General features: G+C 68.2%; 20 protein-coding genes, 1 tRNA gene and 3 pseudogenes. 11 read left to right on the forward strand and 13 right to left on the reverse strand.

The window, feature by feature from the left end; genetic code table 11:
* Positions 1 to 57, reverse strand: a 57-nt coding sequence (locus A5650_RS27660) for a hypothetical protein (RefSeq protein WP_502687054.1), incomplete at its 3' end; no start/stop codon positions are given.
* A 13-nt stretch (positions 58 to 70) separates the two neighbouring features.
* On the opposite strand from A5650_RS27660, the pseudogene A5650_RS27665 reads away from it, so the two are divergent.
* A pseudogene (locus tag A5650_RS27665) lies at positions 71 to 160 on the forward strand (hypothetical protein); the annotation flags it as partial.
* Positions 161 to 479: 319 nt separating this feature from the next.
* Here the strand turns inward: A5650_RS27665 and A5650_RS08000 are convergent.
* The 4 genes from A5650_RS08000 to fdh all read right to left on the reverse strand — a co-directional run bounded on the left by A5650_RS08000 (position 480) and on the right by fdh (position 7,043).
* On the reverse strand, positions 480 to 1,826 hold the full coding sequence (locus tag A5650_RS08000; RefSeq protein WP_067288661.1) for an MFS transporter: 1,347 nt from the start codon (positions 1,824 to 1,826) through the stop codon (positions 480 to 482).
* 68 nt (positions 1,827 to 1,894) lie between these two features.
* A complete protein-coding gene (nrfD, locus tag A5650_RS08005; RefSeq protein WP_067288665.1) occupies positions 1,895 to 2,875 on the reverse strand; it encodes an NrfD/PsrC family molybdoenzyme membrane anchor subunit in 981 nt (326 codons plus the stop codon).
* Positions 2,875 to 3,765, reverse strand: a complete 891-nt coding sequence (locus A5650_RS08010; RefSeq protein WP_067288670.1) for a 4Fe-4S dicluster domain-containing protein — start codon at positions 3,763 to 3,765, stop codon at positions 2,875 to 2,877. The genes nrfD and A5650_RS08010 overlap by 1 nt, the downstream gene beginning before the upstream one ends.
* Positions 3,762 to 7,043, reverse strand: coding sequence for a formate dehydrogenase (gene fdh, locus A5650_RS08015; protein WP_156744043.1), 3,282 nt, complete (start codon positions 7,041 to 7,043; stop codon positions 3,762 to 3,764). Before fdh ends, A5650_RS08010 begins: the two co-directional genes overlap by 4 nt.
* Positions 7,044 to 7,217: 174 nt before the next feature.
* Here fdh and A5650_RS08025 point away from each other — a divergent pair, with 174 nt between their 5' ends.
* The 4 genes and pseudogenes from A5650_RS08025 to A5650_RS08040 form a co-directional block, all read left to right on the forward strand.
* A complete protein-coding gene (locus A5650_RS08025; RefSeq protein WP_067288709.1) occupies positions 7,218 to 8,057 on the forward strand; it encodes a glycoside hydrolase family 16 protein in 840 nt (279 codons plus the stop codon).
* Complete coding sequence (locus tag A5650_RS08030) at positions 8,051 to 9,559, forward strand: glycosyltransferase family 39 protein (RefSeq protein ID WP_067288712.1); 1,509 nt, start codon at positions 8,051 to 8,053, stop codon at positions 9,557 to 9,559. The genes A5650_RS08025 and A5650_RS08030 overlap by 7 nt, the downstream gene beginning before the upstream one ends.
* A 90-nt stretch (positions 9,560 to 9,649) precedes the next feature.
* Positions 9,650 to 10,117 (forward strand): nuclear transport factor 2 family protein, encoded by a 468-nt coding sequence (locus A5650_RS08035; RefSeq protein WP_067288676.1) that lies wholly within the window; start codon positions 9,650 to 9,652, stop codon positions 10,115 to 10,117.
* Positions 10,118 to 10,138: 21 nt separating this feature from the next.
* Positions 10,139 to 10,294 (forward strand): annotated as a pseudogene (locus tag A5650_RS08040) (nitroreductase/quinone reductase family protein); the annotation flags it as partial.
* Here the strand turns inward: A5650_RS08040 and A5650_RS08045 are convergent.
* The 3 genes from A5650_RS08045 to selA all read right to left on the reverse strand — a co-directional run bounded on the left by A5650_RS08045 (position 10,291) and on the right by selA (position 13,872).
* The gene (locus tag A5650_RS08045) at positions 10,291 to 10,848 is read right to left on the reverse strand and encodes a hemerythrin domain-containing protein (protein WP_067288679.1); all 558 of its coding nucleotides are present in this window, start codon (positions 10,846 to 10,848) and stop codon (positions 10,291 to 10,293) included. The pseudogene A5650_RS08040 and the gene A5650_RS08045 overlap by 4 nt on opposite strands.
* A gap of 67 nt (positions 10,849 to 10,915) precedes the next feature.
* Complete coding sequence (locus A5650_RS08050) at positions 10,916 to 12,604, reverse strand: selenocysteine-specific translation elongation factor (RefSeq protein ID WP_067288683.1); 1,689 nt, start codon at positions 12,602 to 12,604, stop codon at positions 10,916 to 10,918.
* Positions 12,592 to 13,872: an L-seryl-tRNA(Sec) selenium transferase gene (gene selA / locus A5650_RS08055; RefSeq protein WP_067288716.1), complete on the reverse strand. Its 1,281-nt coding sequence runs from the start codon at positions 13,870 to 13,872 to the stop codon at positions 12,592 to 12,594. The genes A5650_RS08050 and selA overlap by 13 nt, the downstream gene beginning before the upstream one ends.
* A gap of 86 nt (positions 13,873 to 13,958) precedes the next feature.
* On the opposite strand from selA, the gene A5650_RS08060 reads away from it, so the two are divergent.
* Entirely contained in the window at positions 13,959 to 14,480 is a 522-nt protein-coding gene (locus A5650_RS08060; RefSeq protein WP_067288686.1) for a DUF488 domain-containing protein, read from the forward strand.
* A 13-nt stretch (positions 14,481 to 14,493) separates the two neighbouring features.
* Here the strand turns inward: A5650_RS08060 and A5650_RS08065 are convergent.
* Positions 14,494 to 14,588, reverse strand: a tRNA-Sec gene (locus A5650_RS08065).
* A 51-nt stretch (positions 14,589 to 14,639) separates the two neighbouring features.
* Between A5650_RS08065 and selD the strand changes: the two genes are divergently transcribed.
* Positions 14,640 to 15,632 (forward strand): selenide, water dikinase SelD, encoded by a 993-nt coding sequence (selD, locus tag A5650_RS08070; RefSeq protein ID WP_067288719.1) that lies wholly within the window; start codon positions 14,640 to 14,642, stop codon positions 15,630 to 15,632.
* Positions 15,633 to 15,635: 3 nt separating this feature from the next.
* On the opposite strand, the gene A5650_RS08075 is transcribed toward selD, so the two are convergent.
* From A5650_RS08075 to stpK7, 3 genes are all read right to left on the reverse strand, one after another.
* Complete coding sequence (locus A5650_RS08075; protein WP_067288690.1) at positions 15,636 to 16,112, reverse strand: DUF5994 family protein; 477 nt, start codon at positions 16,110 to 16,112, stop codon at positions 15,636 to 15,638.
* A complete protein-coding gene (locus tag A5650_RS27505; RefSeq protein ID WP_286144614.1) occupies positions 16,109 to 16,243 on the reverse strand; it encodes a hypothetical protein in 135 nt (44 codons plus the stop codon). The genes A5650_RS08075 and A5650_RS27505 overlap by 4 nt, the downstream gene beginning before the upstream one ends.
* A 145-nt stretch (positions 16,244 to 16,388) precedes the next feature.
* A complete protein-coding gene (gene stpK7 / locus A5650_RS08080) occupies positions 16,389 to 18,191 on the reverse strand; it encodes a serine/threonine protein kinase StpK7 (protein WP_067288693.1) in 1,803 nt (600 codons plus the stop codon).
* Positions 18,192 to 18,521: 330 nt separating this feature from the next.
* On the opposite strand from stpK7, the gene A5650_RS08085 reads away from it, so the two are divergent.
* Together A5650_RS08085 and A5650_RS26320 are read left to right on the forward strand one after the other, a co-directional pair.
* A complete protein-coding gene (locus A5650_RS08085) occupies positions 18,522 to 19,103 on the forward strand; it encodes an Rv1733c family protein (protein ID WP_067288696.1) in 582 nt (193 codons plus the stop codon).
* Between the two features lie 73 nt (positions 19,104 to 19,176).
* Entirely contained in the window at positions 19,177 to 19,665 is a 489-nt protein-coding gene (locus A5650_RS26320) for a hypothetical protein (RefSeq protein ID WP_082950656.1), read from the forward strand.
* Here the strand turns inward: A5650_RS26320 and A5650_RS08090 are convergent, their stop codons facing one another.
* Entirely contained in the window at positions 19,666 to 21,051 is a 1,386-nt protein-coding gene (locus tag A5650_RS08090) for a cytochrome P450 (protein ID WP_067288699.1), read from the reverse strand. It lies immediately after the preceding gene.
* 220 nt (positions 21,052 to 21,271) lie between these two features.
* Here A5650_RS08090 and A5650_RS08095 point away from each other — a divergent pair, with 220 nt between their 5' ends.
* Together A5650_RS08095 and A5650_RS08100 are read left to right on the forward strand one after the other, a co-directional pair.
* Complete coding sequence (locus A5650_RS08095) at positions 21,272 to 22,729, forward strand: aldehyde dehydrogenase family protein (protein ID WP_067288703.1); 1,458 nt, start codon at positions 21,272 to 21,274, stop codon at positions 22,727 to 22,729.
* A gap of 105 nt (positions 22,730 to 22,834) precedes the next feature.
* Positions 22,835 to 24,628: pseudogene (locus tag A5650_RS08100) on the forward strand (BUD32 family EKC/KEOPS complex subunit); the annotation flags it as partial.
* Positions 24,629 to 24,888 lie beyond the last annotated feature (260 nt).

The raw sequence follows: 24,888 nt of genomic DNA on the forward strand, positions 1-24,888 counted from the left end.
GCAGACCAGCACCAGGTTGTCCAGTTCGGTGGGCCCGCCCCCCCCCCCGTGCCGGATGTGATGAGCGTGCGTCCCACCCTGCCCCGGACCCCTCGGCGAACACGCCGAATGGTGGTGGTACCAGCCCTTCGAACCCCAACCACCACCGAACACCAACTAGCGGCAATAAGCCCGGCCTCAGAGAGATTCGCAACGGCAGTCGTAAGTTCGACGACTTGTCTCTGGCTAGGTCAAAACAACCGTGAGCACGGACTAGCGATTCTTCGCGCGCCAGTGGCGGATCGCGTCGGCGAATCGGTCCGGAGCGTCCGATTGGACGAAGTGGCCCGCGCCGTTGACGACAACGGTTCGTGATTGGCGAATGTCTCCTGCCAACGCCCCAGTTCCTTGTCCCCAAAGGTGCCCGGCTCCGACATCGACGAGCTGATCGAGGTCGAAGGCGACAAGACCGCTCTCCAAACCGTTTTCGGCGCTCCGGCTTAGCGCACGAACGCGGAACCGCGCTCGCAGTCCAGGAACGTCTCCGACTTGTTCTTCAGGGCGAATGTGTACACCAGAAGCGAGATTGCGATGCACACCGTCACGTAGCCGATGAACAGCGGCACCTGATCGCGCGCCTTGAGCGCCTGGTAGATCAGCGGCGCCGTGCCACCGAACATCGAGTTCGCCAGCGCGTAGCCCACGCCCACGCCGAGCGCCCGCACGTGCGCCGGGAACAGCTCCGACTTGACCAACGCATTGATCGAGGTGTAGCCCGTGAGGATGATGTAGCCGACGGCGACCAGTAGGAAAGATGTGAGCGGAGAACGGGTTTCGGGCAGATAAGTGATCAGGATGTAGGTGTAGACCAAACCGCCGAAGCCGAACCACAGCAGCAGCGGTTTGCGCCCGACCTTATCGCTGATCATCCCGCCGACCGGCTGCAGCAACATCAGGAAGATGAGCCCGATCAGGTTGATCCAGGTGCCCGTCATCCCCTCGCCCTTGTACGCCGTCTTCACGATCGCGGGCGCGTTGACGCTGTAGGTGTAGAACGCGACGGTGCCGCCCATCGTGATCAAGAAGCAGATGAGCAGCGGCTTCCAGTAGCGGGTGAACAGCTCGCGCATCGACCCGGCATCCTTGTCTTCGCCGGACTTCGTCGCCTCGATGACGTCCTCGCTGAGCGATTCATCCATCGTGCGCCGCAGCCAGAACACCACGACCGCCGCGACACCGCCGATCGCGAAGCCGATGCGCCAGCCGAAATCGTGCAACTGGTCCTCGTCGAGGAACGCGTCGAGCACCAACAGCGTGAACTGCGCCAGCACGTGACCGCCGACAAGCGTCACGTACTGGAACGACGAGAAGAAGCCGCGGCGCTCGCGGGTCGCCGCCTCCGACATGTATGTCGCCGAGGTCCCGTACTCCCCACCGGTCGCGAACCCCTGCACCAGGCGCGCGAGGACCAGCACGATCGGCGCCGCCATCCCGATCGTCGCCTGCGACGGCACCAGCGCGATCACCATGGAACACAACGCCATCAGCGACACGCTGACCGTCAGCGCGGCGCGCCGGCCCCGCCGGTCGGCGAAGCGTCCGAAGAACCACGAGCCGACCGGCCGCATCACGAACGTCACCGCGAAGATCGCGTACACGTACACCGTCGAGTTCTTCTCGGATTCGGCGAAGAACTGGCCTTCGAAATACGAGGCGAACACCGTGTAGATGTAGACGTCGTACCACTCGACGAGGTTGCCCAACGAGCCGCGGATCGTGTTCCAGATCGCCCGCCGGGTTTCCGCGGCCGTCGACCGCGGCGGTTCCGCTTGGGTTGTCGTGGCCATCGTCAACCTCCCACCGAGCCTGTTGCCCGGGCCACCCTATCCGCGAGCAGGCGCGAACTCGCCCATTTTCACGCGTTTTCGGGCAGGTATGCGTCTGCTCGCGGGGAAGAATCTCGGCGGGAAGAGTTGAGGCGCTTGCGTTGCGGGACCACGACGTACTTGGGGTCCTGCGTCGACGCCACGCCGGCTTCGAACACGCCGAACCGCTGCAGTGCGCTGCCGACGAGCAGCGCCGCCCCGGACGCGACCATCGTCGCACGGTTGCGCCCGAGCGCCGCGCCGACGGCTCCGCCGACTGTCAGCACCTCCGACAGCTGGCGCAGCCGATGTGGTCGTCCGGTCGTGTACGCCTCGCCCTCGACGCCCAGCCGCCGCTCCATCGTCCGCGACGCCGCGACTTCCATACCCGCGCCCAGAACCGCCATCCGTCGGGCCGGACCGCTCTCGCCGTAGGGCGCCAGCATCATCCCGAGCCCGGCACCGCTGGCCGCCGCCGAACCCGTGAACACGAACGGCAGATACGGGTGCGCCTCCCGCCATGCGGGAACCGCCGTCTGCGACAACAAAACTGCCGTGTACGACGCCACCCCGGGCGCCGTACCCGCCGCCCACAGCCCGGCCGGTCGCGCCACCCAGTCGACCAGCCGGCCCAATGCCGTGCGCCGCAGTCGCGGCGGCATCAGCTCCGCCACCGCGATCACACCCGACCCCGGGCCGTACGCGGAGAGGATCCAGGTGCCCATGCTCATCGGCGAGCTCGGCTTAGCCACCCGCAGCATGTGGTGGAACCGCTCCGGCCGGCCGAGGTCGGCGATCAGGAAATACAGGCTTGCCAAAATGCTCACCAGCGAACCGATTCGAGTCACCTTGCGCAGCTTTGTGCGTCCTGTCAGGTCGGCCCCGGCCGCCAGCATCGCCGATCCCGCGGACAGCCCGCCACAGAACAGGTACGCCGCGATCATCCAGTTCCACACCGGGCTCTTGAGGATCTGCTTGCCGTAGTAGGAACGGAACTCGGCCTTCGGCACGTTGAGTTGTTCGCGGGGCATCAGCGTCGCCTCCCCAAGAACGACGACATCGCGATGCCGATCATCGCCGAGGCCGCCATGCCCGCATAGCGCCACATCGCCCCGGCATCGCGGGTCGGCACCACCGGATCGGGCGGTAGCCCGTACACCTCCGGCTCGTCGAGCAGAAGAAAGAACGCACCGTCACCGCCGACACCGTCGTTCGGGTCCTCGCCGTACAGCCGCGCCTGGGTGATACCGCGTTCGTGTAACTCGCTGACGCGCAGCGCGGCTCGTTCACGCAGTTCGTCGAGCACGCCGAACTGGATGGAATCCGTCGGACACGCCTTCGCGCAGGCCGGTTCGAGCCCGTCGCGCAGGCGGTCGTAGCACAGCGTGCACTTCCACGCGCGGCCATCACCCTCGCGCCGCTCGATCACCCCGTACGGACATCCCGACACGCAGTAACCGCAGCCGTTGCAGATGTCCTGCTGCACAACGACAGTCGCGAACTCAGTGCGGAACAGCGCACCCGTGGGGCACACGTCGAGGCAGCCGGCATGGGTGCAGTGTTTGCAGACGTCGCTGCTCATCAACCAGCGAAAATCCTGACGGGTCTCGGCGCTCATCGTGTCACCCGGCCGCTCGAAGCCCGGCATGCCGAGGTCGACGCGTTCGTGTGAGGGCTGCTCGATGAACGCCACATGCCGCCACGAGTTCGCGCCCAGCTCACCGGTGTTGTCGAACGACGTTCCCAACAGGTTGAACCCATCGTCGGGGACCTCGTTCCACTCCTTGCACGCGACCTCGCACGCCTTGCAGCCGATGCACACCGAGGTGTCGGTGAAAAAGCCCATCCGCGGTGGGTGTTCGCCGTATCCCGCATCGGCGGCCACATCGTCGAGCGGACCGTAGAAACTGTTGCTGCTCATGGCGCCTCCTCCGTGTGATCGGCCGACGCCTCGGTCGTGTCCAGGTTGGTACCCGTCTCGGGGGTGATGCGCGCCCGCTCGCGGTACATCGCGATGTACTGCAGCAGCGCCGCCCCCCTGGGCCGGCGTCCCGGCTGGATGTCGCACGTCGCGACCTTGCTTTCCTGGATGAACACGTTCGGATCGGCCACGACCCCGAGCAGGTCGTTGACGACGTCACCGTCGATCAGCCCGACGTTGCCCCAGTGGTACGGCATCCACACCTGGTGGACCACCCGGTCCTCGATGCGCAGCGGCCGCATCCGGTCAGTCACGAACACCCGCGCGTCGACCGCCGACCGGCTGGTCACCACATGCGCCCAATCCATATGCGTCAGACCGCGTTCGGCGGCCAGCGCCGGCGACACCTCGACGAACAGCCCCGGTTGCAGCTCGCTGAGGTACGGAAGCTGACGGCTCATGCCGCCCGCGGTGTGATGTTCGGTCAACCGGGCCGCGGTGAAGATGAACGGGAACACCTCGCCGTGCAACTCCGGCGGCGACGGGTTGGAGGGGTTGTCCGCGCGCCCGTACACCTTGCGCGCCGGATTGCCCTGCTGTTTGTAGAACGCGTTGGCCATCGGCGACTCGTGCGGTTCGTAGTGCGTCGGCAGCGGGCCGTCGAGCACACCGTTGGGGGCGAACAACCAGGCCTTGCCGTCGGCCTGCATGACGAACGCGTCGTCGCCGCGCAGCGCCTCGATACCGACTGCGTCCGAGGGCGGTTCGTAGTCCGGCGGTTTGGTCTTCTCGAAGTCGGGGACGTCGTAGCCGGTCCACTCCTGCTTGTCGGCGTCCCACCAGACGAGCTTCTTGCGCTCGCTCCACGGCCTGCCCTGCGGATCGGCCGAGGCACGGTTGTAGAGCACGCGCCGGTTCATCGGCCACACCCAGCCCCACTGGGCGTCGTCATGCGGCTCACGTCGCGCCGCCTGGTTGACCTCGTCGGCGTATACGCCGCTGTAGATCCAGCAGCCGCACATCGTGGACCCGTCGGCCTTCAGCGACAGGTAGTTGTCGACGGCGCGGCCCGTGGTCAGATCCACGCCGCTGATACGCCGCAGCACATCCTCGGCCGACGGCTCGTCACCGTCCATCCGGTAGTCCCACGACAGGTCCAGCAGCGGGCGATCGCGTTCATCCGTTGAGCCGGAGAGCTTTTCGCGCAGGATCCGGCCGAGGTGGTAGAAGAACCACAGCTCGGAGCGGGCGTCGCCGGGCGGCTCCACCGCTTGCTCGCGCCACTGCAGCTTGCGCTGGGTCTGGGTGAACGTGCCCGACTTCTCGACATGCGAGGCGGCGGGGAACAGAAACACCTCGGTGCGACACGTCTGCGGGCTGATCTCCCCGGTTTCGATCTCGGGGGCCGACTTCCAGAACGTCGCGCTCTCGATCTCGACGAGGTCGCGCACCACCAACCAGTCGAGGTTCGCCATGCCGAGGCGTTGCAACCGTCCGTGTGCGGACCCGACCGCCGGGTTCTGGCCGAGCAGGAAGTAGCCGAACACCTTGCCGTCGACCATGTCCATCACCGTGCGGTAGGTGCCGTGGTCGCCGTTGATGCGGGGCATGTAGTCGAAGCAGAAGTCGTTATCGGCTGTCGCGTGTTCGCCCCAGTACTCCTTGAGTAGCGACACCATGTAGGCATCGGCGTTGTGCCAGAAGCCTTTCTGGTTGTGGCTCTTGATGTCGTCGAGGTAGTCGGCCAGCGTCTCCTGGCCGGCATGCGGCATCGCGAGGTAACCGGGCAGCAGGTTGAACAGCGTCGGCACGTCGGTCGAACCCTGGATGCTGGCATGCCCGCGCAACGCGAACACGCCTCCCCCGGGGCGGCCGATGTTGCCGAGGAGCAGTTGGATGATCGCGCCGGCGCGGATGAACTGCGCGCCCATCGTGTGCTGGGTCCACCCGACGCTGTAGACCAGGGCGGCGGTGCGCTCGCGTCCGGAGTTCTCCGTCCACGCCCGGGCGATGTCGAGGAAGTCCGACGCCGACACACCGCATACCCGTTCGACCATGTCCGGTGTGTAGCGGGCGTAATGCCGCTTGAGGATCTGGAAGACGCAGCGTGGATGCTGGAGTGTCGGGTCGCTCGGGATCTGGCCCGCCCCTCCCTCGACCGGCGGTCCGCCGGAACCACTTTCGTCGGCCGCCGCGTGCTCTTTGGCCTCGGAGCCGCCGCTTTCCTGGTCGGTGCGTTCGTACTGCCAAGTCGACGGGTCGTAGGAGGCGGTTTCGTCGTCGTAGCCGGAGAACAGGCCGTCGAGGTCCTCGGCGTCCTGGAACCTCTCGTCGACGATGAACGCGGCGTTGGTGTAGGCGGTGACGTACTCGCGGAAGTCGAGGTCGTTGCTCAGGATGTAGTTGATGACGCCGCCGAGGAATGCGGTGTCACTGCCGGCCCGCAGCGTGAGATGCCGGTCGGCCAATGCGCTGGTGCGGGTGAACCGCGGGTCGATGTGCACGACCTTGGCTCCGCGCGCCTTGGCCTCGACCACCCACTGGAAGCCGACCGGATGGGCCTCGGCCATGTTCGAGCCCATGATCACGATGAAGTCCGCATTGGCGAGGTCTTGCTGATAATCCGTCGCCCCGCCGCGACCGAAGGAGGCTCCCAGACCGGGAACCGTGGCGCTGTGTCAAATACGCGCCTGGTTCTCGATCTGTAGGGCGCCCAAGGCGGTGAAAAGCTTTTTGATCAGGTAGTTCTCTTCATTGTCCAGCGTCGCGCCGCCCAGACTCGCGATGCCCATGGTGCGGCGCAGCGTGTTGCGGTCCGCGTCGAACTGCTGCCAGCCCTTCTCCCGCGCGTCGAGGACCCGGTCGGCGACCATGTCCATCGCGGTGTCGAGATCAAGTTCCTGCCACTCGGTGGCGTACGGCGGTCGGTAGCGCACCTTGGTCAGCCGCTGCGGGCCGGTGACGAGCTGCTTGCTCGCAGATCCCTTGGGACACAGGCGGCCTCGCGAGATAGGGCTGTCGGGGTTGCCCTCGATCTGAATGACCTTCTCGTCCTTGACATAGACCTTCTGCGCGCAGCCGACCGCGCAGTACGGGCACACGGAGTGCGCGACCCGGTCGGCCTCGGTGGTGCGCGGCGTCAGCGTCGACGAGCGCTTGGACTGGGCGGCTTGGCCGCGCCCCAGCCGGTCCTCACCCGTGAGCTGCCGGTACACCGGCCACGACTGGAACAACCCTTTGATGTCCACGGTGCCTCCCTTACCCGACGCGACTCTCATCAAACCGTGTCCGCGGGTCTGTTGCCACGAAGCGGACTTATGTCGGCGTTGCGCCTCGTCAGGGACGGTTTGCTGCGATCATGCGGCGCCGCCGGATGACCGCCGTTGACACCACGGTGGTCGGAACCCGACGTGATCAAGGGTCGCACCCTCTAAGGTGCTGCTGTGGCCGAAATCGACCGTCGCACCCTGATGATGATGACCGGAGTCGCCGCGCTCGGCGCGGCCCTTCCCGCGCCGCTGGTGAACGCCTCGCCGCAGCAGCCGGCACCGGCGCAGCCGCCGCCCGATGCGGCTTCCGGCGGCTACCTCTTCCAGGACGAATTCGATGGTCCGGCCGGTTCGGCGCCCGACCCGTCGAAGTGGCTGGTCCAGAGCTGGCAGGACGACGTATGGCCCCCGGTAGTGGGGGTTTACCGCGACGACCGCCGCAATGTGTTCGTCGACGGCAACTCCAACCTCGTGCTGTGCGCCACCCAGGAAGGCGACCGGTACTTCAGCGGCAAGGTGCTCAGCCACTTCCGCGGCCAGATCGGCACGACGTGGGAAGCGCGCATCAAGCTCGATTGCATGCACCCCGGTCTCTGGCCGGCGTACTGGCTGCTGAACCAGGATCCGCTACCCGACGGTGAGATCGACATCGTCGAGTACTACGGCAACGAGTCGTGGCCGCCCGGAACCACCGTCCACGCCGCCTCGAACGGCAAGACCTGGGAGGGCATGTCGATTCCGCAGTTGGTGGATCCCGCATGGCACACCTGGCGCACCGAGTGGAGCGAAGACGGGTTCCGCTTCTGGCGTGACTACACCGACGGCGCCAAGCCGTACTTCACCGTTCCGGCCAAGCCGATTCCGGTCCACGGCCGGCCCGACGACCTGCGATGGCCGTTCGGGATCCCCGGCTACTGGTTGCAGGCGATCTTCAACCTGGCGGTCGGTGGTTCGGGTGGCGGCGACCCGCGTCGGGCGCCCTATCCGTCGGTCATGCTCGTCGACTGGATCCGCGTCTGGTAGACCGCGGGCGGTCCGCGTGGCTGGGACCGCTGCTTGTCGGCATCCTCGGCGCTGCGGTGAGCCTCGCGGGCGCCGGACGCCCGTCGTTCTGGTACGACGAGGCCGCAACGATCTCGGCGTCCTACAGCCGGCCGCTGGACGCGCTGTGGCAGATGCTCGGCGACGTCGACGCCGTGCACGGCCTGTACTACGTGCTGATGCACGGCTGGTTCACCGTCGCGCCGCCGACGGAGTTCTGGTCGCGGGTGCCCAGCGGTCTGGCCGTGGGCGTGGCCGCGGCGGGTGTCGTGGTGCTGGGGCGGCAGTTGTCGTCGCGCGGTGTCGGGCTGACGGCCGGCGTCGTGTGCGCGATCCTGCCCCGGGCGACGTGGGCGGGTATCGAGGCGCGGCCGTATGCGCTGACGATGGTGCTCGCGGTGGGGCTGACCGTGGTGCTGGTGTGGGCGTCCGGGCGCGAATCACGTTGGGCATGGATGGGATACGGCGCTGTGTTGGCCATGTCGATTCTGTTCGACGTCTACCTGGCGCTCCTGGTTCCCGCACACGCTGTGTTCATGTTGGCCTTCCGGCGGCGACGCGCGGTGTTGCCGCCGTTTGCGATCGCCGCGGGCGTGGGCGTCGCGGTGATGGCTCCGTTCGCCACAGTTGTCGCAGGGCAGGCGCAGCAGATCAGCTGGATCACGCCGATCGGCACGCGCACGTTCGAAGACGTTGCCGTCCAACAGTATTTCGACCGCAGTCCGTACTTTGCGGCGTTGGCGGCGGTGGTGGTGCTGGCGGCTCTCGCGGTGTGGGTCTTCGCCAGGCGACCGAGCGCCGGAGAACGCGAAGCGGCCGTGCTGGCGGTCGCCTGGCTGGTGATCCCGACGGCGTTGATCGTCGCGTACTCGGCTGTACGCGAACCGCTCTACACGCCGCGGTATCTGTGCTTCACCGCGCCCGCGATGGCGTTGCTGCTGGGCGTCTGCATCATGGTGGTGGCGCGTCGGGCGTGGGCTGCCGCGGTCGTCGTGGTGGTGTTCGCGCTCGTCGCGGCGCCCACTTTCATTGCGGTGCAACGCGGCCCGTACGCGAAGTACGACATGGACTACAGCCAGGTGGCCGACCTGATCAGCGCCAAGGCCGCTGCGGGTGACTGCCTGTTGGTCAACGACACCGTCACCTTCCACCCGGCGCCGATGCGGCCGCTGATGGCGGCGCGTCCCGACGCCTACCTCGGCCTGGTCGACGTCAGCCTGTGGCAGCGCGCCGTCGACCGTCGCAACGTGTTCGACACCAACCTGATCCCGGAGGCGTCGGTGGGGCCGCTCGAACACTGCGCCGTCGTCTGGATCATCACGCAGGCTGATCCGAACGCCCCGGAACACGAAGAGGGCGTGGCGATTCCCCCGGGACCACTCTTCGGCGGCACACGTGCCTTCGCGGTCAGCCACGACATGGGCTTCCGACTGGTCGAGCGATGGCAGTTCAGCCTGGCGCAGGTGATCAAATCGGAGCGCTGAATTAAGGCGCGAGCGTACGGTTCTGTACGTAAAGCCCCTGCACAGGGTGGAAGAAACCGTACGCTCGACGGGCTTCGGGAAGGACCTGCGATGAGTTCACCATTGGTGCCGCCGTTCACCCACGACACGGCTGTCGCCAAAGTTCGTGCCGCGGAGGACAACTGGAACACGCGCGATCCGGAGCGTGTAGCGCTGGGATACACGCCGGACAGTTGGTGGCGCAACCGATCGACATTCATCAAGGGCCGCGAGCAGATCATCGAGTTCCTGACCGGCAAGTGGCGCCAGGAGCTCGAGTATCGGCTGATCAAGGAGCTCTGGGCCTACGGCGACGACCGCATCGCCGTCCGGTTCGCGTACGAATACCACGATGCTGAGGGGCGATGGTTCCGCGCGTACGGAAACGAGAACTGGGAGTTCGCCGCCGACGGATTGATGATGACGCGTCACGCCAGCATCAACGATGTGCCGATCAGCGAGGAGCAGCGGCTGTATCACTGGGACCGGTCCGGCCCGCGACCGGCCGACCATCCCGACCTGAGCGATTTAGGCTTGTGAGCGTGGATTTCGAGGAGATGAACCGAAACGTTTGCCGCGACGGCGCGGGTGCTGACCGGTGAGGAGCGCGACGAGATCTACGCCAAGCAGAGCCAATTGCAGCCGCAGTTCGCCGAGTACCAGCGGCAGACGTCGCGGGTGATCCCGGTCGTGGAGCTGGTGCGGACTGCCGGTTAGTTCCGGCCCGACAACGCATCGCGCAGCCGGTCGACGAGGCCGGCGCCCGGTGCCAGGATTCGGTTGGCCGGCGGGTGATCCGGCGCCATCGGGTGCGGGCGCGTCGGTGCCATCTTCTTGGCGCGGTGGAACTTCTCGCTGAGGTCACGAAGCTGATCCGCCGTCGCCGCGATCCGCATCTTGGACAACAGATCGTTCTCCTCGTCCTCGATGTGGTGGCGGATGTCGGCGATCAGCTTGCGCACGAGTTCGTCGTACTTGGGGTCCTCGGCGCCGACCTTCTCGATCTCCTTCATGATCTCTTCGGCCTCGGAGTGCTCTTCGATCTCGTGGCTGACCATCTCGTCGCCGTCGGGCACCGTCTCTCGTGCCGCCGGATAGACGTACTCCTCCTCGGCGACCGCGTGCCTGACGATCCCGGCGATCACGTGCTCGACCAGTTCGGGCTGGCTGTGCGGGTCGCCCGCGGATTCGATCTCGGTGAAGACGCTTTCGAATTCGCGGTGGTCGGCGATGATGTCGTCGACGATGTTGCCTGTCTTGATGTCGCCCATGGTCGCTCCTTCCGTACCCGCGCGGCGTACCCGGACATCCGCGGACCAAACGCTCGCGGGAGAGGTGTCAGAGCAGCGTGCGGGTGCCGTCCGCGGCGCGTCGGGTGACCTTCCGCGCGTCGAGGTGTTCGAGCAACGGCACCGCGACCCGTCGGGTGGTGTTGAGCGCGCGCTTGGCCTCGGCGACGGTGAACGGTTGCGGCAGCGTCGCAAGTATCTTCGCGGCGCGGTCAACGGCATGGGGCCCGAGGACCACGCCGTCGGCGATCCGGGTGAGCCGGCCGGAGCGGATCGCCGCCGCGAGTTCGCGTGGGCCCAGGTTCAAGTCGGTCAGTTCGTCGGCCTCCGGTGCGCGAAAGGGCTCGGTCGCTAACCACTCCTCGACCGTGCGCACGGCCTTGTCGACGCGCGCGGGCAACTCGGCGTCCGGTCGTCGCACGACACCGTCGACCACCTGGAGCCCGGTGCCGTCCAATAGCGCGAGCAGAAGCTCCGCTGCGGGAAGGCCGGCCTGTTGCCGGAGGGCCTCCAGAGACATCCCGGCCGCGACGTCGTGTCCGGCCGTCCAGACGTCGAGCGCCGCAATCATCTGTCGACGGCGCTGATCCCACCACTCGTCGTCGACCACCCACTCGCCGACGCGTGTGCCGTCGGCGTCAAAACCCATGGCGCGCAGTTCGGTTACGCGCGCGCATGGTGGCGGGCGGACGCGTCCTGTCGCCAACTCGTCGCCGCGCTCGCGGGCCGCCCCGCGACGCCGCAGCGCCGGCGGCCGCACATCGAGTACCTCGACACCGGCCGCGATGCGATGTTCGCCGGGGTCACGCAGCAGCCCGATGTCGCCGATCCGCAGCGGCAGGGGACGCGCCAATCGAAGTCGTGCGCCTTTCGCGCCGAGCGGTCGCACGTGCACCGGCACCGCCGCCGATCCGATGTGCAGCACCAGTTGTCGGTGTAGTTCACCGGATTTCCTTAGCAGGACGTCGATTTCGGTGGTGTCCAGCCACGCACCCGGCGTACGGATGGTGTCTCCGCGACCGATCTGCTGGCGGTCGACGCCGCGCAGGTTGACCGCCACCCGCGCAACAGCAGCGACCTCCGTACGCTCGCGCCCCAGCGACTGCAGACCCCGGATCGTGACCCGCCGACCGCCGTGTTCGAGCTCGTCGCCGACGCGCAGCGTGCCCGCCGCCAGCGTCCCCGTCACCACGGTGCCCGCCCCCCGGACGGTGAACGACCGGTCCACCCACAACCTCACATCGGCATCCGGGGAGGGCGCAGGCAGCCTGTCGACAAGCGAAATCACCGCAGCGCGAACGGCTTCCAGGTCGGTCCCGAGCACCACCGGCGCGTCCGGGATCCGTTCGCGGATCTGCTCAAGAGTAGCCGCAGGGTCGGCGATATCGGCCTTGCTGACCACGACCAGCAGGTGCCGCACCCCGAGCGCGCGCAGTGCGTCGAGGTGTTCGTCGGACTGCGGCATCCAGCCCTCGGTCGCCGCGACGACGAACATCACTGGGCTTTCCTGGGGCATCGGCCCACATCCGGCCAGCATGTTCGCGACGAACCGTTCGTGGCCCGGCACGTCGACGAACGCAACCTCGCGGCCATCCAGCGTCGTCCATGCGAAGCCGAGGTCGATGGTCAGGCCGCGACGCTGCTCCTCGGCCAGCCGGTCGGGCCACATGCCGGTGAGGCGTTCGACGAGCGTGGACTTGCCGTGGTCGACGTGGCCCGCGGTCGCTACGACGTACACGCCAGCACCGCCTGGGCGAGCAGGCCGTCGTCGTCAGGGGCCACCGTCCGAAGGTCAAGCAGGCATCGGCCGCCCTCCAGCCGCCCGACCACCGCGGGCGTACCGGTGCGCAGCGGCGCGGCGTAGGACTCCGGCAGGCTGATCGCAGCGCTGGGCAACGTCACCTCCGGTGCGCCCCCACCGCCAACGGCGGCGGTGCACTCGACGGCCTCGGCATCCGGCAGCTGGGCGGCCAGCTTCTGCGCGCGGGCCTGCAGATCGGCGACGTCGGCGTCGAGCGCCTGCATGACCGGCGGCGCCGGGCCGACCAGCGTGGCCTCCAGCGCGGCAAGGGTCAGCTTGTCAACCCGCAGCGCCCGCGCCGCGGGATGGCGCCGGAGCCGCTCGATCAGCTCGGTCGCGCCGAACAGCAGGCCCGCCTGAGGACCGCCGAGCAGCTTGTCACCGCTGGCGGTGACGAGATCGGCGCCGTCGCGCAGCATCGTCGTCGCGTCGGGCTCGCCAGGCAGCAGCGGGTGCGGGGTGAGCAGGCCGGAGCCGATGTCGGCGACGAGGGGGACGTCGAGCGTGGCGAGTTCGGACACCTCGACCGTCGAGGTGAACCCGCTGACCGAGTAGTTCGACGGGTGCACCTTGAGGATGAAGCCGGTGCCGGGCCCGAGCGCGTCGGCGTAGTCGCGCAGATGCGTGCGGTTGGTGGTGCCGACCTCGCGGATGCGCGAGCCGGTCGACTCCATGAGTTCGGGCAACCGGAAGCCGTCGCCGATCTCGATCAGCTCGCCGCGGCTGATGACGATCTCCTTGCCGGGCGCCAGCGTCATCGCGGTGAGCAGCAGCGCGGCGGCGTTGTTGTTGACGACGTGCACGCCTCCGGCGGTCGGGACGGCCCGGGTCAGCGCGGCGAGCGCACCGCGGCCGCGCCGGGCCCGCCGGCCGGTCTCGAGGTCGAATTCCACGTCGGTGGCGCCGCTGGCCGTGACGACCGCGTCGACCGCGGCCCGCGACAACGGCGCCCGCCCCAGGTTGGTGTGCACGACGACTCCGGTGGCGTTGATGACCGGCCGCAGCGTCGCCGCGCTCGTCGGCAGCGAGGCGACCGCGTCGTCGGCCACGCGCTCCGGTTCGATCTCACCGGCGCGCGCGCGCTGCTGCGACTGTCCCACAACGGTTTTCACCAGCGTCCGGCCCAGCACTCGCGCCGCTTCGGCCAGGCGCGGGTCGGCGAGCAGCGCGTCGGTGCGCGGCACCCGTCGTCGTGGATCGGTCACCGGCACCCCTGTGATTTGTATGCGCACTGCGACGGTCGCATGCAGTCATCATGGCGCAACGGCGTCGATCGGGTACACACGGTGGTGTGTTGACGTCGGTGGGCCACGGTGCGCTCGACAGGTCGGAGCTCGTCCGACTGCTGGGCGGGGCCGAGGTCGAGGCGCTCGTCGACATCCGTCGCTACCCGAACAGCCGGCACAACCCCGACGTGGCGACCGCCGCGATCACCGAGTGGGCCACCGACGCAGGGCTGGCCTACCGCTGGGAGCAGCGGCTGGGCGGACGGCGCAGTCTGCCCGCCGGCGCCGAACCCGAGGACCCGTGGTGGCGCGTCAAGCAGTTCGCCGCGTACGCCGCGTACACGCGCACCGACGAGTTCGGAGACGCGCTGGGCGAGCTGGTGGAGCAGTCACGGGACCGGCACACCGCGATGATGTGCAGCGAGTCGGTGTGGTGGCGCTGTCACCGGCGGATCGTCGCCGACGTGGCGGTGCTGCGATTCTCGGTGCCGGTCGCTCATCTCATGCACGACGGCCGTCTCGTACCGCACACGCCGTCGGAGGGGGCACGAGTCCGCGACGACGGGCTCGTGGTGTGGGACGGCTGATCAGCCGCGAAGGTGGCGGAGGCGGACGGGAATCGAACCCGCCAGCGACAGGATCTGCCGCTCAGCGATTTTGAAGACCGCGCCGGTCACCAGACCGGATACGCCTCCCTGACCCACCGCACGATCATGCCAGGCAGCATGGAGGCTGTGACGGAGCAGATGACCTACCGACTGACCCAGTACGCGCACGGCGGCGGCTGCGCGTGCAAGATCCCGCCCGGTGAACTCGAGGACGCGGTGCGTGGCCTGACGGGCGCGGCGCCGCGCGATCCGGTCGGTGAACTGCTGGTGGGCCTCGACGACGGCGACGACGCAGCCGCGGTGCGCATCGACGGGAACGTGGCGTTGATCGCGACGACGGACTTCTTCACCCCGGTCGTCGACGACCCGTACGACTGGGGCCGGATCGCGGCGACCAACGCGCTGTCGGACGTGTACGCGATGGGCGGGCGGCCGGTGGTCGCGCTGAATCTGCTGGGTTGGCCGCGTGAGGTGCTGCCGTTCGAGTTGGTCGGCGAGGTGTTGCGGGGCGGGCTGGACGTCTGCGGGGCCGCGGGTTGTCACCTGGCTGGCGGGCACAGCGTCGACGACCCCGAGCCGAAGTACGGGCTGGCCGTCACCGGTATCGCCGATCCGAATCGGTTGCTGCGCAACGACGCAGGCAAACCCGGGATTCCGTTGTCGTTGACGAAGCCGCTGGGCATCGGGGTGCTCAACAGCCGGCACAAGAACACGGGTGAGCGGTTTCCGGAGGCGATCGCGGTGATGACGACGCTGAACGCCGACGCCGCACGGGCCGCCGTCGATTCCGGCGCCGAATGTGCCACCGACGTAACGGGTTTCGGGTTGCTCGGACATCTGCACAAGTTGGCCCGCGCCAGCGGCGTGACCGCGGTGATCGACAGTGCGGCGGTGCCGTACATAGACGGTGCGCGAGATGCGTTGGCGCAGGGCTATGTCAGCGGCGGGACACGGCGCAATCTCGAATGGGTCAGCCCGCACGTCGACCTGGCCGCGGTCGACGAGGACGAGGCGCTGCTGCTGGCGGATGCGCAGACGTCGGGCGGGCTGCTGGTCGCCGGGGAGATACCGGGGGCGCCCGTGATCGGCGAACTCTTGCCACGGGGTGAGCACACGATCGTCGTGCGCTGAGGCCTATACGCGGGCGGCCCACGCCGCGCTGTCGGACTGCGCGTCGCGGATGACGGTGCCGGCTGCTTCGAGCCACTGGTGGCATTCCGGCGAACCGCCGCCCGGCCTGCCGACGGCGCACCGCATGACCATCGCGCCGAGCGCGGGTGTCGTCATATGCGGTATCACAAGGAGTTTCGCCGACGCTGAGCGTCCCACGACGACCATCAGACGATGCGCGCGGCGGGGTCCGACATTCTTGGTTCGAGTGCTCGACAGGATCGAGTTGTAGTCCAGCGTGCCGTCGGTGGCGGCCCAGTTCACCCGGATGTCGATGACCTCACCGAGCGTCTTGTGCAGGGTTTCGATCAGCTCGGGCAGTTCACCGGCCACCGAGCCCGTGTGGGGCCACCAGGCGCCGTCGATATCGGAGCCGAGCCGCGATGCGAGCACGAGGCGGACCGGCCGGGCCAGCCGACGCGTGCCCGTCAGGCCGTTCACGACGACGGGTTGGACGAACCGCGATCGGGGCGGTCGGAGAACACAGGATTGGTGACGGGTTCGGTGGAGCGGTCGTGGTTCGAGACGAACTCAGGCTCCTGAGGGTGTGAGAACAGGTCGTTCGACTGCATAGAGCAAGTCCTTCGTTACGTTCCGCAGCGGCCGAGTCGAAAGGGGCGCGCGGTATCAAATTCGCAGTTCCATCATGTCGAGAGATGGCTGCTAACCGGAGACGGTCTGGCTCCAGGCTACACGTAGCGCTTCGGCCGGTGACGGTCAGCGGGTCGCGCCGTTGATCTGCGGGGTCGAGATCATGCCCTTCTCGACGCCCCACATCACCGCGATCGTGCGGTACTCGCCGGTGGAGATCAGGTGCGCCAACGCCTGGCGCAGCGACTCGGCCAGCCCGGACCCCTTGGACACCGGCCAGCCGTACGGCGCCGAGTTGAATACGTCTCCTGCGGCCTCCAGCACGCCGCCGGAGGTTTTGATCGCGAATCCGGCGACCGGCGAGTCGGTGGCCATGGCGTCGACCTCGCCATTGATCAGCGCCTTCGTCAGGTCGTCCTGCGTCACGTAGACGACCTTGTCGATCGGGGCCGATCCGGCGGCGACGCAGTCCTCGCTCTTGTCCGGAATCTCCTCGGTCTCCTGAAGCGTCGCGTAGGCCACTCCGATGCGAAGGCCGCATGCGTCGGCGGGAGTGATCTCGGAACCGGCGCGCTGCGCCCACAGCGTGCCCGCCTGGAAATAGGTGACGAAGTCGACCGACTCCTCGCGTTCCTTGGTGTCGGTCACCGACGACATGCCGACGTTGAAGTCGCCGGCGCGCACCGACGGAAGGATCGCCTCGAAAGCGGTTTCGCGGTATTCGGGGACCAGGCCCAGCGTCCGCGCGATCGCGTTCATCAGATCCACATCGAAGCCGACGATCTGACCCTCGGCATCTTTGAATTCGTTTGGCGCATAAGGGGTGTTGACGCCGATGACGAGCTTGCCCGTCGACCGGATCTCCTCGGGCACCGTCGCCGCGATCGACTCCACCGCGCCGTCGGTGGCGATCGGCGGCGTCGTCGTCTCCTCGATGCCGGCCGGTTTCGCGCTGCCGTCCTGGCCACCTCGCCACTGCAGCACGCCGAACGTGCCCAGCGCCGCGAGCAGCACCACGGCGGCGGCCACCGCCAACGCCCTGCGCGGCACCCGCCTCTCGCGTGCCGGCACCCGTCGCGCCTGGTGCTTGCCACTGCCCGCGGTGCGCACCGGCGCGTTGAGCGCCCGCCGGGCGGTGGCGGCAAGGTCGCCGGCCGTCTGGTAGCGCTTGGCAGGTGACTTGGCCATGCCTTTGGCGATGACTTCATCGAAGGCAGCCAACCGCGGATCGACCGCCGAGGGCTTCGGTACGTCCTTATTCATGTGGCCGGCGATCTGCTGCTCGAGGCTGTCGGCGGGATAGGGCCGCACGCCGGTCAGGCATTCATAGAGCACGCAGGCCAGCGCGTAGATGTCGGCGGTCTGGTCGACCGGTTTGCCCTCGAAGCGCTCGGGGGCCATGTACGCCATCGTGCCCAGGGTGCTGCCCGCGGTGGTGAGCCCCTTGTCGCCCGCGCTACGCGCCAGCCCGAAGTCGATGAGGTACACGAAGTGGTGTTCGGTGACCAGGATGTTCGACGGTTTGATGTCGCGGTGGATCAGGCCCGTGGCATGCGCGGCGTCGAGGGCCATCGCCACCTGCTCGACGATCTTGACCGCCAGCGTCGTGTCGAGCGGTTTCTTACCGGCCTCGTTGAGGATCGTGCCGAGGTTGCGACCCTCGATGAGGCGCATGTCGAGGTAGAGACGGCCGTCGATCTCGCCGAAACCGTGGATCGGCACGACGTGCGGGTCGTTGAGCCCCGCTGCGGCTTGGGATTCACGCCGGAACCGCTGCTGGAAGGTCTCGTCGGCGGCCATGCTGGGCGGCAGCACCTTGAGCGCGACGACGCGGTCGGTCTTGGTGTCGTAAGCGCGATAGACCTCGCCCATACCGCCGCGGCCGATCAGATCCTGCAGCTGGTAGTGCCCGAATGGTGTCGCGTCCACCGTCTCTATAAACCCCTCGACAGCGGCCAACCCCGCATCGTGTGTCGATTGAAGTTACATCATGTTTGCCAGAATCTCTTAATAATCCCGGCCGTTCTGAGGGAGCGGCCCCGGGCCTGCCGCGCTCGGGTTCTCGGCTTGGTGGCTGGGGTCGGCGGGAGAGGTTGCTGGTCGACGACAGCAGCGTGTGCACGGTCGCGGGGCGCGAGCGTGCGCGGAATGTCGCTGTCTCGCGGCGTGTCGTGGGCAAACACGGGCGCTCGCGGAACGTCGGGAACAGGTTTGGATGGGCGGGCGCGGTCAATTCCTCGGGCGACCGAGGGAGGCACCATGCAGACGGTCCAATGCGGATGGTGGCACTGGCGGATGACCCAGGTGATCGGTCGCAATCCCCTGGTCCGGATGACCGACCGCGTCGAGACCCTCGTGATGGTGATGGCGGTGATGGCCTCGCTGATCGCCATACCGGTGGCCGGGGCGATGGCCACCGCGATCCATGAAGAGCGGGGCCGCGCGTACGTCGCCGAAGCGCAGCACCGGCAGGCCGTCACGGCCACCGTCACCGCGGCGAGCGCCACGCTTCGAGGCACCGATGCGTCTGTCGTACAAGCTAATTGGCAGTTCGCTGGTGTTCAGCGCGCGGAGCGCTTCCGCTGGGACCAACCGGTAAAAGCGGGGCAGACGATCCAGATCTCGGTCTACCCCGACGGTCGGCGGGCAGCGCCGCTGGATCCGTGGTGGCGCGCCGGGGTCGACGCCTCGGTCGCGGCGGTGTCGTTCTGGCTCGCGGTGACGGCGGTGGCGGCTACGTTCGTCGGCGTCGCCCGGCCCTGCCTGCGGCGCATGCGCTATGCGGCGTGGGATCGCGAGATCGCCAGCCTCGCCGACGGTGGGACGACGAACCGGCGCTGACGGCTCGTCGCCGGCCCACCGGGGGGAGGTTGTCGGATGTTTGAGCTGTGCCGTCGGTGGTAAAAGCTCCGGCATGTTGACCAACCTGAGGAAGTATTCACCGCTCTTGGTGGCCGGCGCGGCGGCAGCCGCGATCGCAGCCGCGCCTGCTGGCTTTGCTTCGCCGTCGTTCGTTCCGACCGGTGGCCCCTCGGGCTGCGTCGACTCCAGCGGCATGGGTTGTGCGGCTCCGGCGCCCGCCCCCGCTCCGGCTCCCGCGCCGGGCGTGTGGACACCGCCGCCTCCGGGCGCCCCCGCTGCGGCGGGCGCGGTTCCGGCTGGACCGGCCGGGGTGGCCGGACCCGAGGGCGCTGCTGGCGCCTTCCCCGGCGGTCCCGCGGGTGCTGCCGGACCGGAAGGCGCGACCGGCGCCATTCCGGGCGGACCGGGTGGTACGGCCGGACCGCAGGGCGCCGCGGGTGCGATTCCCGGCGGAACGTCGGGCGCAGCAGGCCCGCAGGGTGCGGCCGGCTGCATCCCCGGAGTCGGTTGCGGCAGCGTGCCGGCGACCGACGTTCCCTGATCAGTTCTGATTCGCGGGTGACGTGTCGGCGGGGGCGGGTCTTGATGCAGCTTGACCCGCCGCCGCCGGCACGGCAATCTTCGTCGCCGACACGGTGATTCGGGCGCCGCGGTGCGGCGTCATGATCACGTGCTTGAGCTTCTGCCGCTCACCGGCGGAGGTGGTGGTCGCCAGCTCGACGCGGCGCAGCACCTCGCCCAGCACCACCCGCATCTCCACCATCGCGAATCCCGCACCGAGACAGCGCCGATTGCCGCCGCCGAACGGCAGCCACGTCGTCGGGCTCAGCGTCGCACCGACCATCCGATCCGGGTCGAAGCGGTCGGGTTCGGGATAGATGTCGGCGTCGTCGTGCACGAGCGTGATGCTCGGAACCACCATGACGCCCGCGGGTAGCCGGTGGCCGGCGATCTCGACCGGTTCGGTGAGGATTCGACCGACGTCAGGCACGACCGGGCGGTTGCGCAACGTCTCCTTGGCGATCGCGTCGAGATACTCGTCGTCGCCGGATTCGGCCGCGCGCACCGCTTTCGCCAGCACATCCGGGTGACGGGTCAACCGCTCCAAGGCCCAGGACAGCCCGGTCGCCGTGGTGTCGTGCCCGGCGACCAGCAGTGTCATCATTTGGTCGCGCAGCTCGCGGTCGCTCATCCCGGCACCGTCGTCGACGCCGGCCAGCACCAGCATCGCCAGCGCATCGGTGCGCGAGTCGAGATCGGGATCGGCACGGCGGTCTGCGATCTCGGCGTACAACAGCTCATCGGCGTGGACCATGTTGCTCCGCAACCGTTGCCACGGGCGATATTTCAGAAATTTCGGTTTCGCGATCGCAATCGACGCCCACGGCCCGATGTTCAGCAGCTTCGGCATCACCTCCCGCAGCGCGGCCAGTCGATCGGGGTCGCTGGCACCGATCACCGTCCGCAGAATCACTTCGAGGGTTATCTCCGACATCTTCGGAGCCACCGGAAACGGCCTACCCACCGGCCATCCGGCGATGTTCTGCGCGGCGATCTCGGCCATCACACCTGTCTGGCGCGCCACCGCGTCGCGGTGGAACGGCGCCATCATCAACCGCCGGCGTTCGCGGTGCACCTCGTCGTCGACGACCAGCACGGAACTCTTTCCCAGCAGCCCCAACAGCATCGAATTCGCTTCCCCCGCATGGTATATCCGCGGGTCGCCGGCGAAGACGGTCTTTATGTCGGCCGGGTCGGCAAGGTACACCATCGATCCGACCATGGAATTCGTCAGCGTGAACACGTTGCCGTACCGGCGCTGGCACAGCGCGATCATCTGCGGCCACCACCGCATCATCAGCAGAAGGATGGCGAACGACGGAAGCCGAGGACCCGGCGGCAGAGCCGACGTCGTTGTTGGACTCATGCCTAATAGCGTACGAGCGGCGCGCGCGAAATGGAACAGCTAGCGCGTATCGCTTGTGACGCATCCCCCGCATAACACCGTCAGCACCGGGTAGCCCGCTCGTGAACCAAAACGGAAGGGAACTCATGCGCCCCGCAGTGCTCGAAGCGCCCGGAGTGGGCCATATCGCCGTGCAGGCCCAGGCCGACGGCCCGCACACCAAGATCGGAATCGAGATCTCATGAGCGCCTACCCCGATTTCGACACCATGCCGATCGGCACGCGGTGGCGCGGCGGATCGTCCGGCACGACCAAGCAGGACACCGACCCTTACACCGGCGACGTGCTGACCGAGATCCCACAGGCCGACGCCGACGACCTCGACGAGGCCTACGCGACTGCCCAAGAGGTGCAACGGGATTGGGCCGCACAACCGCCCACGGCCCGCGCGGAGGTGATGCGCAACGCCGCCGACGTGATGGGCGCCCGCAAGGACGAGATCACCGACTGGCTGATCCGCGAGTCCGGCGGCACCGTCGCCAAAGCCGAACTCGAGTGGAGCCTGGTGCGTTCGGTGCTGTGGGAAGCCGCGTCAATGCCCCACCACGTCGAGGGCAAGATCATGCCCTCGGACATTCCCGGCAAGGAGAGCCGCATCTACCGCGAGCCCGTCGGCGTCGTCGCGGTGATCTCCCCGTGGAACTTCCCGATGCAGCTGTCGAACCGCTCGGTGGCGCCAGCGCTGGCGGTCGGCAACGCGGTGGTGCTCAAACCGGCGGGCGACACCCCGGTCACCGGCGGCCTGCTGCTCGCGCGAATCCTCGAGGAAGCCGGCCTTCCCCCGGGCCTCCTGTCGGTGGTCGTCGGCTCCGGCTCGGACATCGGCGACGCGATCGTGCAGCATCCGACACCGCGCGTCGTCTCGTTCACCGGCTCCACGCCCGTCGGCGAGGGCATCGCCGCGAAGGCCGGCATCAAGCGCACCGCACTCGAACTCGGCGGCAACGGTCCGATCGTCGTGCTCGAGGACGCCGACCTGGACCTCGCCGTGCGTGCGGCGGTGTTCGGCTCGTTCTTCCATCAGGGCCAGATCTGCATGATCGGCAACCGCACGATCGTCGACGCTCGTGTGTTCGACGAGTTCCTTGAGCGCTTCGTCGACCGGACCAAACAACTGAAGGTCGGCGATCCCCGCGATCCGGACACCCAGCTCGGGCCGATCATCAACACATCGCAGCTCGAGTCCATCCAGGACAAGCTCGAACGCGCCCGCGGCGACGGTGCGTCCCTTCTGACCGGCGGCGATCCCTTCGGTCCGACCGGCCAGTGCCTGCCCCCGCACATCCTCACCGGCTCCAACGACGTGGCGACCGCGCGCGAGGAGGTGTTCGGGCCGGTGATGACCGTCATCCGCGCCGACGGCGACGAGGACGCGCTGCGGCTGGCCAACGCCACCGAATACGGGCTGTCGTCGGCGGTGCTCAGCCGCGACGTCGAGCGAGCCGTGCGCTTCGCCCGCCGCATCGACACCGGCATGACCCACGTCAACGACGCGCCCGTCAACGACGACGCCAACACCGCGTTCGGCGGGGAGAAGGCGTCCGGCATCGGCCGGTTCGGCGGCCACTGGGCCGTCGACGAGTTCACCACCGAACACTGGATCTCCGTTCAGCACGAGCCGAGGCAGTACGCGATCTGATCTTGAGGTCCCCGATCGGCCAATGAGCCGCTTCCGACCGGTCAACGGCTAAGTTGTCGGCGGGTCGCTACCGACGTGGCCCCGGATCGGGAAGATCGTTGATACATGCGCGTTGACGGACGGGACATCACCGTCTCGGGCAGCCTGCTGCAACCGTTGACGCGGCGCACCAACGACATCGTCCGCGTCGTGCTGGCCGCGCTGTTCCTCGCGGTCGTCATCACCGGATCTGTGATCACCCGCAATGAGTGGGTGGCGCTCGAACGTTCGATCTCCGAGATCGTCGCGGTGCTGACCCCGACCCAGGCCAACCTGGTCTACCTCGTCTACGGCGTCGCGATCGTCGCGCTGCCGTTCGTCATCCTGGTCAGCCTTATCCTCTCGCGCCAATGGAAGCTGCTCGGCGCCTACGCCGCGGCCGCCGCCATCGCCGGATCCGCACTGTCCATCAGCGGTTTCGGGCTGACCGCACCGCGCTGGCACTTCGACCTGTCGGACCGGCTCGACACGTTCGCCTCGCAGTTCGTCGACGACCCGCGCTGGATCGCGATGCTCGCCGCGGTGCTCACCGTCTCCGGTCCGTGGCTGCCGGCTCGCTGGCGGCGCTGGTGGTGGACGCTGCTGCTGGCGTTCGTGCCGATCCACCTGGTGGTCAGCGCGGTCGTCCCGGCCCGCTCACTCGTGGGACTGGCCGCCGGCTGGTTCGTCGGCGCGCTGGTGGTGCTCGTCGTGGGGACCCCCGGGCTGGAGGTACCGCTCGACGGCGCCGTTCGGGCGATGGCAGGGCGCGGTTGCGTCGTCACTGGTCTACGAGTGTTGCGGCCCGCCGGCGCGGGACCGCTGGTGCTCAATGCGAGCTGCGAGCAGCAGCAGGCCACGGCGGTGATGGAGCTGTACGGACCGCACCAGCGCGGCGGTGGTGTGCTGCTCCAGCTGTGGCGCAAGGTGCGGTTCCGCGACCGGGAGACCGCGCCGCTGCACGCGTCGATGCGCCGCCTCGTCGAACACCGCGCGCTGATGGCCATCGCGATCGGCGAGCTCAAGATCGCCAACACCTCCACGATCGCCGTTGCCGCCCTGGACCGCGGCTGGACGCTGTACGCACACACCCCGCCCCGCGGCACCCCGATCAGCGAGTGCGTGGACTCGATGCCCGTCAGCCGCGTGTGGGAGTCGCTGCGCGAACTGCACGACTGCCAGATCTCCCACGGCGACCTGCGCAGCAGCGAGATCACCGTCGACGACGACGCGGTGCTGTTCGGTGGCTTCGACAACGCCGAGTACGGCGCCACCGACGCCCAGCTACGCAGCGACATCGCCCAGCTGCTGGTGACGACGACACATCTCTACGACGCGCAGTCGGCGGTGCGGGCCGCAATCGACGCATTCGGCAAGGACACGGTGCTGAGCGCGTCGCGGCGGCTGACCATGGCCGCGGTGCCGTTGCGGATCCGCAGTTCGGTGACCGGCGCCAAGGCCGTCATCTCCGCCGCCCGCGATGAGGTGAAGCGCCAAACCCGCGTCGACGAGATCCGCACCGAGACGGTCACGCGCTTCACCCGCAGCCAGGTGATCCAGCTGGTGCTGCTGGCCGCGCTGGTCTACGTCGCCTACCCGTTCCTGTCCTCGGTGCCGACGTTCATCACCGAACTGCGCACGGCGAACTGGTGGTGGGCACTGCTGGGCCTTGCCGCGTCGAGTTTGACGTATCTCGGTGCGGCAGCGGCACTTTGGGCCTGCGCCGACGGGCTGGTCAGCCTGTGGGGACTGGTCGTCATGCAGGTGGCCAACAAGTTCGCCGCGACGACGACGCCCGCCGGTGTGGGTGGGCTGGCGCTGTCGGCGCGCTATCTGCAGAAGGGAGGCGTCAGCCCGATGCGCGCGACCACCGCCGTCGCCAACCACCGCCGCAGCTTCGGCACCAACAGGAACGTGCCGACCAGCCCGAGCAGCAGCCCGCCGATCAGATACAACAGCGTCACGTTCGGGACGAAGCGCGACAGGTCTGCCGACACGCCCGCCGCGGTGGAAAAGAAGATGAGCAGCCCCAGGTGGGTGATGACCTGAACGGACTGCTGCAGCGCGACGGCGGTGGTCGCGCGCATCGGGCTGACGCCTCCCTTCTGCAGATAGCGCGCCGACAGCGCCAGCCCACCCAC

The sequence above is a fragment of the Mycobacterium sp. 1164985.4 genome (assembly GCF_001668575.1).
Classification (GTDB): domain Bacteria; phylum Actinomycetota; class Actinomycetes; order Mycobacteriales; family Mycobacteriaceae; genus Mycobacterium.

What these genes read in the sequence shown, in the direction of transcription:
- A5650_RS08000 (WP_067288661.1), bottom strand. Translation starts at nt 1,826, where the DNA reads ATGGCCACGACAACCCAAGCGGAACCGCCGCGGTCGACGGCCGCGGAA.
- nrfD (WP_067288665.1), bottom strand. Translation starts at nt 2,875, where the DNA reads ATGCCCCGCGAACAACTCAACGTGCCGAAGGCCGAGTTCCGTTCCTAC.
- A5650_RS08010 (WP_067288670.1), bottom strand. Translation starts at nt 3,765, where the DNA reads ATGAGCAGCAACAGTTTCTACGGTCCGCTCGACGATGTGGCCGCCGAT.
- A5650_RS08035 (WP_067288676.1), top strand. Translation starts at nt 9,650, where the DNA reads ATGAGTTCACCATTGGTGCCGCCGTTCACCCACGACACGGCTGTCGCC.
- A5650_RS08045 (WP_067288679.1), bottom strand. Translation starts at nt 10,848, where the DNA reads ATGGGCGACATCAAGACAGGCAACATCGTCGACGACATCATCGCCGAC.
- selD (WP_067288719.1), top strand. Translation starts at nt 14,640, where the DNA reads ATGACCTACCGACTGACCCAGTACGCGCACGGCGGCGGCTGCGCGTGC.
- A5650_RS27505 (WP_286144614.1), bottom strand. Translation starts at nt 16,243, where the DNA reads ATGCAGTCGAACGACCTGTTCTCACACCCTCAGGAGCCTGAGTTCGTC.
- A5650_RS08085 (WP_067288696.1), top strand. Translation starts at nt 18,522, where the DNA reads ATGCAGACGGTCCAATGCGGATGGTGGCACTGGCGGATGACCCAGGTG.
- A5650_RS26320 (WP_082950656.1), top strand. Translation starts at nt 19,177, where the DNA reads ATGTTGACCAACCTGAGGAAGTATTCACCGCTCTTGGTGGCCGGCGCG.
- A5650_RS08090 (WP_067288699.1), bottom strand. Translation starts at nt 21,051, where the DNA reads ATGAGTCCAACAACGACGTCGGCTCTGCCGCCGGGTCCTCGGCTTCCG.
- A5650_RS08095 (WP_067288703.1), top strand. Translation starts at nt 21,272, where the DNA reads ATGAGCGCCTACCCCGATTTCGACACCATGCCGATCGGCACGCGGTGG.